Raw genomic sequence first — 12,347 nt, forward strand, 5'->3', positions numbered from 1 at the left:
GCACGCCCCGCCGGGGTCTGCCTCAGGCGGGTCAGCATGTATCTCGACGTTCAGCACCAGAGAACTTTCTACGACCTGCCGCTTGGCCGCATGATGCGGGTGCTGGTCGGTGCGCGGATCCGCGCCCGCTGGCCCGACCTGAAAGGGCGCGCCCTGCTCGGGGTCGGCTACGCCGCTCCGTACATGCGGCCCTATCTGGAAGAGGCGGAGCGGTGCATCGCCGCGATGCCGGCGGCGCAAGGCGTGGTCGCCTGGCCGCGCGGCGGGCGCAACTCGGCGACGCTGGTCGACGAGACCGAGCTGCCGTTTCCCGATCACGTCTTCGACAATGCGCTGGTGGTCCACTGCCTCGATCATTGCGGCGACGCGGAAGCGCTGTTGCGCGAGATCTGGCGGGTGCTGGTGCCGGGCGGGCGGATGATCGTCGTCGTCGCCAACCGGCGGGGATTGTGGGCGCGCTCGGAGATATCCCCGTTCGGCTACGGGCGGCCGTTCTCGCGGGGACAGATCGAGGACCTGCTGCGGGCCTGCCAGTTCCGCCCCTCGGGAAGCGACGAGGCGCTGTGCCTGCCGCCGACCCGCTCGCGGCTGGTGCTGCGCAGCGCGCCGGCCTGGGACCGGGTCGGACGCCGGCTGTGGCCGGCCTTTGCCGGACTGCTGGTGATCGAGGCGGAGAAGCAGATTTTCCGCGGCGCGCCGGCCGGCGGCGAGACGCGGCTGATGAAGGCGCTGCGCCCGGTCTTCGTGCCCGAAGGGGCGGCGCCCGGCATGAACGGGAGCACCGGTTCCGGCCTGAGGCGATCCGGTCTTAGGTCGTGAACTCATAATTCTGACGAGAAACGGTATGCCCGAACCCGATCGGATACAAGAAGCAAGACCGCAGCAAACCATCATGTTTTCAAGGGTTTGCGACGCTGTTGCCGGCGGGTTCCGGCATACCCGAAGGGCGTCGGTCGAGCTGCGATCTGCGGCGTCGGACCGCTCGGCCGGGGGACCTGCCCCGGCCCTCGCGATCCTCCTGGCATATCTTTGCCCGACCGGACGCCGTTTCCGGCACAATTATGAGTTCACGACCTACGAGCGCTTCAGCAGGAACAGGGCCTGTTCGCCGATCAGGTTCCAGACCCACCAGGGCGCGGTGAAGCCGACCGGCCGTCCGCCCGCATCCAGCGCCATCGACTTGACGATCCGGGCATCGGCCTCCTGGCACAGGAGCACGAAGTCGCGGATGGTGCAGAAGTGGATGTTCGGCGTGTCGTACCAGGAATAGGGCAGGTAGTCGGTCACCGGCATGCGGCCGCCGAACAGAAGCTGCAGGCGGTTGCGCCAGAAGCCGAAATTCGGGAAGGATACGATGACGTTGGAGCCGATGCGCAGCAGCTCCTCAAGCACCCGGCGCGGCGCGTAGGTCGCCTGCAGGGTCTGGCTGAGGATGACGAAGTCGAAGGCGTCGTCCGGATAGTCCGACAGGTCGCGGTCGGCATCGCCCTGGACGACGGACAGGCCGCGGGCGACGCAGGCGTTGACGCCGGCCTGGGACAGCTCCAGCCCCCGCCCGTCCACCTGTTTCTCGCGGATCAGCAGATCGAGCAGCTCGCCTTCGCCGCAGCCGATGTCGAGAACCCGCGAGCCGGGCATGACCAGATCGGCGACGAGGCGGTGATCGCCGCGCGCGCTGCCCGGCTGGGCGGCGGCCTGCGGCGCGGTCGTCGGCACGGGCGGCGCGTCCACCGCGGCCTCGGGTGTGGTGATGGTCGTCACGCTCATGCGGCACCTCCCGCCGGCGGGGCGATCCCGCGGGCATGCGCCGCGCCGGTCAGGAAACCGAGCACGGTGCGGAACATTTCCGGCTCGTCGAGCAGGAAGGCGTCATGGCCGCGGTCGCTCTCCACCTCGACGAATGAGACGTTGGCGGCGGCCGCGTTCAGCGCCTTGACCACCGCCTTGCTCTCGGCCGTTGGGAACAGCCAGTCGGAGGTGAAGGACATGACGCAGAACCGGGTCGGCGAATGCAGGAAGGCGCGCGGCAGCGAACCTCCGAAATCGGCGGCCAGGTCGAAATAGTCCATCGCCCGGGTGACATAGAGATAGGAGTTGGGGTCGAACCGGTCGACGAAGGTCATGCCCTGGTGGCGCAGGTAGCTCTCGATCTGGAAATCGGCGTCGAAGCCGAAGGTGATCGCCTCGCGGTCCTGCAGGTTGCGGCCGAACTTGCGGTGCAGCGCCGGGTCCGAGAGATAGGTGATGTGGGCGGCCATGCGCGCCACCGCGAGCCCCTTGGAGGGACGCACGCCGCGCTCGAAATAGCGCCCGCCGCACCAGTTGGGATCGGCCATCACCGCCTGGCGGCCGACCTCGTGGAAGGCGATGTTCTGCGAGGAATGGCGGGCGGCGGCGGCGATGGGCACGGCGGAGAACACCCGCTCGGGATAGCTCACCGCCCATTGCAGCACCTGCATGCCGCCCATGGAGCCGCCGACCACGGAAAACAGCGTCTCGATGCCGAGATGGTCGAGCAGCACGGCCTGCGCGCGGACCATGTCGCGGATCGTCACCAGCGGCAGGTCGAGGCCCCAGCGCCGGCCGGTCGCCGGGTTGGTGGAGGCCGGTCCCGTGGTGCCGAGACAGCCGCCGAGCACATTGGCGCAGATGACGAAGAAGCGGTCGGTGTCGACCGGCTTGCCCGGGCCGACGAGCAGCGACCACCAGCCGGGCTTGCCGGTCAGCGGATTGGGCGAGGCGACATACTGGTCGCCGGTCAGGGCGTGGCAGACGAGGATCGCGTTGCTGCGGTCCTCGTTCAGCGTGCCGTAGGTCTCGTAGGCGATCTGCCAGGGATCGAGCACGGTGCCGGAATCGAGCCGCAGCGCCTTGTCGCCGCCGAACTTCTCGACGCGGCTCGACGGGGTGTCGGCCTCGCTGGCCGGCGCGGCCCGCAGCTCCCGTGGGCTCTGATCGGGCGGGCTCTCCTCGGCGGTCGTGTCCTTGCTCATCTGTGCCGGACATCCTCCTGGCGGCGGTAGCACGGCCTTCCGGCACCGCCTGGGGTCAAACTCTCTCGCGACGGCCGGTTTTCCCCTCGAAAGGGGCCGGGTCGCAGGGACCAGCAGACGTAGGAGCCCGTCCGGGCAACGTCAATGTTTTCTTTTGCTTTCGACAGGCCTGTTGCCTATGAGTATGCGCTGGCCGGCGCCCCGTTTTCCGCGGGTGCCGGCCGTCTTTCCGCAAGGCCGGCATGCGTGTCGGCCGTCACTCTCCGCCGGGCCGGCACATGCCGGCCATGACCGCTGCAGCCAGGAAATTTCGGCCATGCTGACGAATGCCGATCCCCGTTCCCCGTCCCGTCCCGAGCCGCGCCCCGGCATCATGGAGATCGCTCCGTATGTGCCCGGCCGGACCAAGTCGACCGGCGGTGCGAAGCTCCACAAGCTGTCCTCCAACGAGACGCCGCTGGGCCCGAGCCCGCGCGCCGTGGAGGCGTACAGCGCCTGCGCCGGCCATCTTGAGCTCTATCCGGACGGCGGTTCGACGGGCCTGCGCGAGGCGATCGCCGACGTCTACGGCCTCAACCCGGAGCGGATGATCTGCGGCAACGGCTCGGACGAGATCCTGGAGCTGGTGGCCCGTGCCTATATCGGGCCGGGCGACGAGGGCCTCTACAGCGAGTACGGCTTCCTGGTCTACAAGATCGCGATCCTGGCCGCCGGCGGCACGCCGGTCGTCGCCCCGGAGCAGAACCTGACCACGGATGTGGACGCGCTGCTGGCGCGGGTGACGCCGCGCACCAAGGTCGTGTTCCTCGCCAATCCGAACAATCCGACCGGCACCTACCTGCCGTTCGACGAGATCCGCCGCCTGCATGCCGGCCTGCCGCCTACCGTGCTGCTGGTGCTGGACGCGGCCTATGCCGAATATGTGCGCCGCAACGACTACGAGGCGGGCGTCGAGCTGGCGGCAACGGCCGACAACGTGCTGATGACGCGCACCTTCTCCAAGATCTACGGCCTTGCGGCGCTGCGCATCGGCTGGGGCTACGGCCCGGCGCATGTGATCGACGCGCTGAACCGGGTGCGCGGACCGTTCAACGTCTCCGCCGCCTCGCAGGCCGCCGGCATCGCCGCCGTGCGCGACCGGGCGTTCCTGGAGACCGCCGTCGCGCATAACGACAAGTGGCTGGAATGGGTGAGCCAGGAAGTGGCGGCGCTGGGCCTTGAGGTCACGCCGAGCGTCGGCAACTTCGTGCTGATCCACTTCCCCGAGGAGCCGGGCCGCACCGCGGCGGAGGCCGACGCCTATCTGAGCGCGCGCGGATGCGTGTTGCGGGCCGTGGGGGCCTATGGGCTGCCCAACGCGCTGCGCATGTCGATCGGCAACGAGGAGGCCAACCGCGAGGTCGTCTCGGTGCTGAAGGAATTCCTCGCCGGGCGCTGAGGCGCGGCGGCGACGGCGTCCGCGCCACGGCGCGCGGACGCTGCCAGTTTGTCAGGCCGTTTCATGTCAGATCCGAAATTCCGCCGCCTTGCCCTGATCGGCATCGGCCTCATCGGTTCCTCCATCGCGCATGCCGCGCGGCGCGAGGGGCTGGCCGAGGAGATCGTCATTTCCACCCGTTCGGAGCAGACGCTGCGCCGGGCCGAGGAACTGGGACTGGGCGACAGCTATCACCTGGATGCCGCCGAGGCGGTGAACGGTGCCGATCTCGTCATCCTGTGCGTCCCGGTAGGCGCGAGCGAGGCGGTGGCGAAGTGGATCGCCCCGGCGCTTTCGCCCGGCGCCATCGTCACCGATGTGGGCTCGACCAAGGCTTCGGTGGTGCGCCAGATGGCGCCCCATCTGCCGAAGGGTGTGCATTTCATCCCCGGCCACCCGATCGCCGGCACCGAGCATTCGGGCCCGGATGCGGGCTTTGCCGAGCTGTTCCGCAATCGCTGGTGCATCCTGACGCCGGGGCCGGACACCGATCCGGCGGCGCTGGAGCGGCTGTCCGCCTTCTGGCGGGCCTGCGGCTCGATGGTCGACACGATGGATGCCGAGCATCACGACCTGGTGCTGGCCATCGTTTCGCATGTGCCGCACATCATCGCCTACAACATCGTCGGCACCGCCGACGACCTGGAGACGGTGACCAAGTCCGAGGTGATCAAGTATTCCGCCTCGGGCTTCCGCGACTTCACGCGGCTCGCGGCCTCAGACCCGACCATGTGGCGCGACGTGTGCCTGCACAACAAGGACGCGATCCTGGAGATGCTGTCGCGCTTTTCCGAGGATCTGTCGGCGCTGCAGCGGGCAGTGCGCTGGGGCGACGGCGAGGCGCTGTTCGAGCTGTTCACCCGCACGCGCGGCATCCGCCGCTCGATCGTCGAGGCGGGCCAGGAGACCGACGCGCCAAACTTCGGCCGCGACGCCAAGCGATAAGCGGGGTTTCCGGGCGGTTTCCCGTGTATGGGACCGGTTGCGGCCGGGATCAGTCTCGAATAGGGCGGATCTCGTCGCGGCCCGGGCAGGTGGCCAGCGCCTGGCGGGCCGTGCGCCCGTCCCCGACCGGCGCGTCCGGCCAGATCTCGGCCAGCGGCACCAGCACGAAGGCGCGTTCGCCCATGCGCGGATGCGGGATGGTCAGGCCGTCCTCCTCGATCCGCTCCTCGCCGTAAATCAGCACGTCGATATCGATGACGCGCGGCCCCCAGCGGATGTCGCGGACGCGGCCGAGGCTGCGCTCGACCTCCAGGCAGCGGTCGAGCAGGTCGCGCGGCGACAGCCGGGTCTCGATCACCGTGCAGGCATTGCGGTAGTCGTCCTGCGGCACCGGGCCCCAGGGCGGGGTGCGGTAGTCGGAGGAGCGGGCGACGACGACGATGCCGGGCGTGGCCGCAAGCGCGGCGAGCGCTCCTTCGAGATTGGCCAGCGTGTCGCCGACATTGGACCCCAGGCCGAGCGCGGCGCGCACCAGGGTCTTTCTCTGTGCGGTGCTCATCCCACGTGCTCGCTCATGGTGGCATGGGCGATGCGGGCGGCATCGACATGCGGCTGGACATTGTGGACGCGGACCATGGCCGCGCCCTTGATGAAGGCGATGGTGTGCAGGGCGAGGGAGCCGTAGAGCCGGTCCTCCGTGTCGACGTCCAGCACCGCGCCGATCAGGCGCTTGCGCGAGGCGCCGACCAGCAGCGGCAAGCCGTGGCGGGAGAAGTGCTCCAGCCGGTTGACCACCTGGTAGCTCTGGTCCTGGGTCTTGCCGAAGCCGATGCCCGGATCCAGCATCTGCCGCTCCGCCGGGATGCCGGCGCGGGCGGCAAGCTCCATGGAGCGCTCGAAGGAGCGGTCGATGTCGGCGAGGATGTCGATGTCCGGATCCGCGCGCTCGCGGTTGTGCATCATGATCACCGCGGCGCCGCTGGCGGCGACCGTCTCGGCCATCGCCGGATCCTTCTGCAGGCCCCAGACATCGTTGACGATGACGGCGCCGAGGGCGCAGGCCTTTTCGGCGATGTCGGCCTTGTAGGTGTCGATGGAGACCGGCGCGCCGAGGGCGATCACCTCGGCAAGCACGGGCGCAAGGCGCCGCCATTCCTCGTCGGCCGGGACCGGCTCGGCATTCGGGCGGGTGCTTTCGGCGCCGACATCGATCACGTCGACGCCGTGGGCGATCATCCGCCGGGCGCTGGAGAGCGCGTCGTCGCGGGCGAGAAAGCGGCCGCCGTCGGAGAAGGAGTCCGGGGTGATGTTGAGGATGCCCATCACCTTCGGCCGCTCGAGCGACAGAACGCCGTGGCTATGGCGCAGAAGGCGCGGCGGCCGTGCATCCGGGGCCGGCGAAAGGGGGGCCGGCGAAGGGGGTGCGTCCCCGTGGTGTGGTGTCATGCGTCTGCCCCGGCCTGGTGTCCCGGTCTGGTCGAAAGGCCAGCGGGATGTCCCGACCTCGATGACCCGACCCGGAGGAATGGCTGCCCGAACATCGCGGGCCGTCCCAGGCGTGCCGTCCGGGCAGGATCCCGGGCGGCGCAACCGTATCCGTGGCGGTCTTGCGCCGTTCGTCCGGCCGCGTCAAGGCCCAATCGCGTGAAGGTGGCGAGGGATTTCAGCCTTCGCCGAGGGGGGCGGCCCGGCGGGCATTGACCCGGCCGAGCAGCAGGTAGGAGGTGACCGCGATGAACAGCATCGCCGGCGGCACCAGGATGATGCCGAGCAGCGGATTGCCGAGGGCGGCGATGATCAGGCTGCCGAGCAGGCCGGCGCCGAACTGCAGGAAGCCCATCAGCGCGGAGGCCGCGCCCGCCATGCGCGGGAAACCCTGCAGCGCGGCGCTGGTGACCGAGGGCAGGGACGTTGCCAGCGAGAAGGCGAAGAGGCCGACCGGCAGCATCACCCCGAGGAAGGTCGGCGGCATCAGGGTCAGCGAGGCGAGCAGGGCGGAGGCGGCGACGACCATGCCGGTCATGCCGAAGGGCAGCAGGCGCATGGCATCGACCCGGCGCATGGCGATGCCGGTGACGATGGTGCCGGAGATGAACGAGCCGGACTGGATCATCATGCCGAAGCCGAACTGGCTGGGCGTCAGGCCGACATGGTCGATCAGGACGAAGGGCAGCACCGAGGCGAGGGTGTAGATGGTGCCGATGCCGAAGCCGACCAGCATGCTGGGCTGCATGTAGCGCGGGTCGCGCAGCAGCGTCGCGTAATTGTGCAGCAGCACCCGCGGGCGCAGGTTGGCGCGGTCGATATAGGGATTGGTCTCGCGGAAGCAGATCTGCGTCACAATGATCAGCACGACGCCGTAGATCAGCATGGCCCAGAAGATCTCGCGCCAGCCGAACAGTTCCAGCGTGACGCCGCCGATGGTGGGGGCGAGCGCCGGGCCGATCGCCAGCATCATGGCGATGGTGTTCATGATGCGGGCCGAGGTCTGGCCGGTGAACTGATCGCGGACGATGGCGCGCGAGACGGCGACGCCGACCGAGGCGCCGATGCCCTGCAGGGTGCGGGCGACGATCATCCACTCGATGGTGGGGGCGAAGGTCGCGACGACCGTGGAGGCGAGATAGAGCAGCAGGAAGGCCATGGTCACCGGCCGGCGGCCGAAGGCATCGGTCAGCGGGCCGCAGACCAGCTGGGTCAGCGCGAAGCCGGCGAAATAGGCGGTCAGCGTCAGCTTGATCATCGACTGGGAGGTGCCGAAGGCCTCGGCCAGCACGGGCATGGCCGGCGTGTAGAGGGCCATGGTGATCGGGCCGATGGCGACGAGCGCGGCGCCCAGCAGCGAGGTGCGCATCTCGCTCATGATCGGGCCGCCCTCGGGCGGGGGCGGGCGCCGGGTCTGCGAGCGCGGCGCGCCGGGGGCAAGGGCGGGGTCGAACGGCGGGAGGCCGTCGATCGCGTCGGAAACGGTGGAAGAGGCGGTGCTGCTCATAAGCGCTCCGGTTGGGTCGTCAAAGGGTGTCGGATGTGTCCAGAAGGGCAGGTTCGGCGGCAGTGCCGGGAGGCGTGCCGGCGGGAGGATCGTGCTGCGCCTGAAGGTTGGCGTGCATGCGCTCCAGCAGGGCGTAGACGGTGTCCACCTCCTCGCGGCTCATGCCGGCAAGGGCGGAACGGCGGATCGAGATCGCCTCGGCATGGATGCGGTCGAGCACGGGCTCGGCGGCCGGGGTGAGGGCGACGAGCTTGGCCCGCCGGTCGGACGGGTCGGGGCGGCGCGAGACCAGGCCGGCATTTTCCAGCCGGTCGAGAAAACCGCACATGGTCATCGGTTCGACGCCGAAACGCTCGGCCAGCGCACCCTGGCGCTGGTCGGGATAGTGCTCGACGAAGGCGAGGGTGCGGGCCTCGCCGGCGGTCAGGCCGGTATCGGCTTCAGCCAGGGCCTTTTCGAAGCGGCGACGCAACAGCCGTGCGGTGTCACCGACGAGAAAGCCGATCGGCCGGGTCGGAAGATCGGGTTCCATAAGCTTTCCAGATAGTATGGTTTCCTTATCAAATGCGCCCGTCCCGAGGATCTGTCAAGGAGGCCCTGCGTAATGCTGCGTTGCAAGAATCGGGGTCTGCGGTTATAGAGGGCGCGAAAATCCGCGGGTCCCGGTGGGCCCGCGTTGTCATTTCCGGAGCAGCCCGAACATGGACTTGCGCAACATCGCCATCATCGCGCACGTCGATCATGGCAAGACCACCCTGATCGACGTGCTGCTGAAGCAGTCGGGCGCCTTCCGCGACAATCAGCGCACGGAAGAGCGGATGATGGATTCCAACGACCTTGAGCGGGAGCGTGGCATCACCATTCTCGCCAAGGTCACGTCGCTGACCCACGGCGACACCCGCATCAACATCGTCGACACGCCGGGCCACGCCGATTTCGGCGGCGAGGTCGAGCGTATCCTGCACATGGTCGACGGCGTGGTTCTGCTGGTCGACGCGGCCGAAGGGCCGATGCCGCAGACCAAGTTCGTGCTCGGCAAGGCCTTGAAGCTCGGCCTTCGTCCGATCGTCGCGATCAACAAGATCGACAAGCCGGACCAGCGCGCCGAAGAGGTGCTGGACGAGGTGTTCGACCTGTTCGCCGCGCTCGACGCCAACGAGGAGCAGCTGGACTTCCCCGTGCTCTACGGTTCGGCCAAGCAGGGCTGGATGGCGACCGAGCCGGAGGGTCCGAAGGACTCCATGGATCCGCTGTTCGACCTGGTGCGTGCCCATATCCAGCCGCCGAAGGCCGAGCCGGGTGCCTTCCGCATGCTGGCGACGACGGTGCAGTCCAACCCGTTCCTCGGCCGTATCCTGACCGGGCGCATCGTCTCGGGCGAGGCGGTGCCGAACATGGCGGTCAAGGCGCTGTCGCGCGACAACAAGCTGGTCGAGACCGGCCGCATCTCCAAGGTGCTGGCCTTCCGCGGCCTGGAGCGCCAGCCGATCGAAAAGGGCGTCGCCGGCGACATCATCTCGATCTCGGGCCTCAGCGAGGCGACCGTTTCCGACACGATCTGCGCGCCGGAATATACCGAGGCGCTGCCGGCCCAGCCGATCGATCCGCCGACCCTGTCGATGACCTTCCGCGTCAATGACGGCCCGCTGGCCGGCACGGAAGGCGACAAGGTGCAGTCGCGCGTCATCCGCAAGCGGCTGATGGACGAGGCCGAGGGCAACGTCGCGCTGAAGATCGAGGACAGCACCGAGGCCGATGCCTTCATCGTCTCGGGCCGCGGCGAGCTGCAGCTGGCGATCCTGATCGAGAACATGCGCCGCGAGGGCTTCGAGCTGTGCGTCGGCCGTCCGCGCGTGGTGTTCCGCACCGGCGAGAACGGCGAGCGGCTGGAGCCGATCGAGGAAGTCATCATCGACGTCGACGAGGAGCATTCCGGCGTCGTCGTGCAGAAGCTGTCGGAGCGCAAGGCCGACCTGCTGGAAATGCGCCCGTCGGGCGCCGGCCGCACCCGGCTGGTGTTCCACGCCCCGACCCGCGGCCTGATCGGCTACCAGTCGGAACTGCTGTCGGACACGCGCGGCACGGCGATCTTCAACCGCCTGTTCCACGACTACGCGCCGTACAAGGGCGAGATCGCCGGCCGTCATACCGGCGTGCTGATCTCCAACGGCGACGGCGAGGCGGTGGCCTATGCGCTGTTCAACCTGGAAGACCGCGGCCCGATGCTGATCGATCCGGGCGTCAAGGTCTATCGCGGCATGCTGATCGGCGAGCACACGCGCGGCAACGACCTCGAGGTCAACGTGCTGAAGGGCAAGCAGCTCACCAACGTGCGCGCGGCCGGCAAGGACGAGGCGGTGCGCCTGACGACGCCGATCCGCCTGTCGCTGGAAGCGGCGCTCTCCTACATCAACGACGACGAGCTGGTCGAGGTGACGCCGAAGACCATCCGCCTGCGCAAGGCGCTGCTCGATCCGCATGACCGCAAGCGCGCGGAGCGTGCGGCGACCAAGCAGAGCGCCTGACGCGTCGCAAGGTCGAGTGGATTTTTGAGCGGGCGGGGGAAACCCCGCCCGTTTTCTTTTGGGGGATCAGGCGGGCCGGCCGCCGACCCGCGCAAGCAGCGCAAGGCCGGCGGCGAAGAACACCAGGATCACCGCCATGCCGGCCGCCTGGCTGGCGGTGGCAGCGGTGACGAGGCCGACCAGAAGCGGCGCGAGAAAGCTCGTGACCTTTCCCGAGAGCGCGAAGAGACCGAAATAGCGGGTCATCGCGCCGGGCGGCGAGACATGCACCAGGAGCGTGCGCGAGGCGGCCTGCAGGGGACCGGCGGCCGCACCCAGCACACCGCCGAGCACCAGGAAGACCTGTTCCGGCAGGCTGGAGAAAAGGCCGGCACCCGGCTGGGCCGGGCTTGCCTCAATGATGAAGAACACCGTGTCGCGGTCGACCGAGACCAGCCCGAGGCCGCACAGGATCAGCACGAAAAGGGCGCCCGATATTACGGGCTTGGGCCCGAGCCGGTCGTCGAGCCGTCCGCCGATCACCGCGCCGAGCGTGCCGGTGATGGTCAGCAGGATGCCGAAGGTGCCGATCTCGATGGAGGACCAGCCGAGCACGCCGGCGGCATAGATGCCGCCGAAGGCGAAGAGCGCGACCAGCCCGTCCTTGTAGATCATGTTGGCGGCGAGAAAGAGCAGCATGCGGCGGTCGGAGCGCGCCTCGCGCAAGGTGGCGGCAAGATCGGCGAGCCCCTGGCGCACGGCGGTGCCGAGCGCAACGGGACGGCGCGGCACGTCCGGCACCAGGAGGAACAGCGGCAGCACGAAGACGAGATACCAGATCGCCGAGAACGGGCCAGAGGCGCGGTCGCCGGCGCGCGTTGCCGGGTCGAGGCCGAAGATCGGCTCGAGCCCGAGCATGGTCAGCCCGGTCTGCGGGTTCGACGCCATCAGTCCGAGGGCGATGACCAGCGAGACGAGGCCGCCGGCATAGCCGAGCGCCCAGCCATTGCCCGACAGGCGGCCGAGCCGGGCACGGGGCACCAGATCCGGCATCATGGCATTGGTGAAGACGGTGGCGAACTCGACGCCAAGCGTTGCAACGGCAAAACCGGCGAGCGCAATGGCGATGGTCCAGGGCTCGCCCGGCACTGCGAACCACAGGGCGGTGGAACCGACCAGCAGCGGCAGCGAGAAGGCGGCGATCCACGGCTTGCGGGCGCCGGTGCGGTCGGCGATGGCGCCGAGCACGGGCGCCAGCAGGGCGATCGACAGGCCGGCGGCGGCGGTGGCATAGCCCCACAGCGCTTGGCCCTCAGCCGGCGTTGCCGCCAGCGCGGAGGCGAAATAGGGGGCGAAGACGAAGGTGGTGACCAGCGTGAAGAAGGGCTGGGCCGCCCAGTCGAAGAACAGCCAGCTCATGACCGCGCCGCGGCGCG

10 protein-coding genes and 1 pseudogene are annotated in these 12,347 nt (G+C 69.0%); 4 read left to right on the forward strand and 7 right to left on the reverse strand.

The genetic code is table 11. From position 1 onward, the window contains the following. Positions 1 to 36 precede the first annotated feature (36 nt). Positions 37 to 819 (forward strand): class I SAM-dependent methyltransferase, encoded by a 783-nt coding sequence (locus ACVJ6E_RS17190; protein WP_120270013.1) that lies wholly within the window; start codon positions 37 to 39, stop codon positions 817 to 819. Positions 820 to 1,074: 255 nt separating this feature from the next. On the opposite strand, the gene metW is transcribed toward ACVJ6E_RS17190, so the two are convergent. After that, positions 1,075 to 1,767 carry a methionine biosynthesis protein MetW gene (gene metW / locus ACVJ6E_RS17195; protein ID WP_120270014.1) on the reverse strand — a complete coding sequence of 231 codons (693 nt, stop codon included), beginning with the start codon at positions 1,765 to 1,767 and terminating at the stop codon, positions 1,075 to 1,077. Continuing rightward, complete coding sequence (gene metX / locus ACVJ6E_RS17200; RefSeq protein WP_067224364.1) at positions 1,764 to 2,993, reverse strand: homoserine O-acetyltransferase MetX; 1,230 nt, start codon at positions 2,991 to 2,993, stop codon at positions 1,764 to 1,766. The genes metW and metX overlap by 4 nt, the downstream gene beginning before the upstream one ends. A 316-nt stretch (positions 2,994 to 3,309) precedes the next feature. On the opposite strand from metX, the gene hisC reads away from it, so the two are divergent. Beyond that, positions 3,310 to 4,431, forward strand: coding sequence for a histidinol-phosphate transaminase (hisC, locus tag ACVJ6E_RS17205; protein ID WP_120270015.1), 1,122 nt, complete (start codon positions 3,310 to 3,312; stop codon positions 4,429 to 4,431). A 27-nt stretch (positions 4,432 to 4,458) separates the two neighbouring features. Further along, positions 4,459 to 5,415, forward strand: a pseudogene (locus tag ACVJ6E_RS17210) (prephenate/arogenate dehydrogenase family protein); the annotation flags it as partial. Between the two features lie 49 nt (positions 5,416 to 5,464). Here ACVJ6E_RS17210 and folK read toward each other — a convergent pair. From folK to ACVJ6E_RS17230, 4 genes are all read right to left on the reverse strand, one after another. Continuing rightward, positions 5,465 to 5,974: a 2-amino-4-hydroxy-6-hydroxymethyldihydropteridine diphosphokinase gene (gene folK / locus ACVJ6E_RS17215; protein WP_067224358.1), complete on the reverse strand. Its 510-nt coding sequence runs from the start codon at positions 5,972 to 5,974 to the stop codon at positions 5,465 to 5,467. Continuing rightward, a complete protein-coding gene (folP, locus tag ACVJ6E_RS17220; RefSeq protein WP_120270017.1) occupies positions 5,971 to 6,861 on the reverse strand; it encodes a dihydropteroate synthase in 891 nt (296 codons plus the stop codon). The genes folK and folP overlap by 4 nt, the downstream gene beginning before the upstream one ends. Before the next feature lie 217 nt (positions 6,862 to 7,078). Beyond that, a complete protein-coding gene (locus tag ACVJ6E_RS17225) occupies positions 7,079 to 8,407 on the reverse strand; it encodes a multidrug effflux MFS transporter (protein WP_208996822.1) in 1,329 nt (442 codons plus the stop codon). A 19-nt stretch (positions 8,408 to 8,426) separates the two neighbouring features. After that, on the reverse strand, positions 8,427 to 8,939 hold the full coding sequence (locus tag ACVJ6E_RS17230) for a MarR family winged helix-turn-helix transcriptional regulator (protein WP_120270018.1): 513 nt from the start codon (positions 8,937 to 8,939) through the stop codon (positions 8,427 to 8,429). 169 nt (positions 8,940 to 9,108) lie between these two features. Between ACVJ6E_RS17230 and typA the strand changes: the two genes are divergently transcribed. After that, positions 9,109 to 10,932, forward strand: coding sequence for a translational GTPase TypA (typA, locus tag ACVJ6E_RS17235; RefSeq protein ID WP_120270019.1), 1,824 nt, complete (start codon positions 9,109 to 9,111; stop codon positions 10,930 to 10,932). Between the two features lie 66 nt (positions 10,933 to 10,998). Here the strand turns inward: typA and ACVJ6E_RS17240 are convergent, their stop codons facing one another. After that, complete coding sequence (locus ACVJ6E_RS17240; protein WP_491676493.1) at positions 10,999 to 12,330, reverse strand: MFS transporter; 1,332 nt, start codon at positions 12,328 to 12,330, stop codon at positions 10,999 to 11,001. Positions 12,331 to 12,347 lie beyond the last annotated feature (17 nt).

The sequence above is a fragment of the Stappia sp. G46H5W genome, from assembly GCF_058448995.1.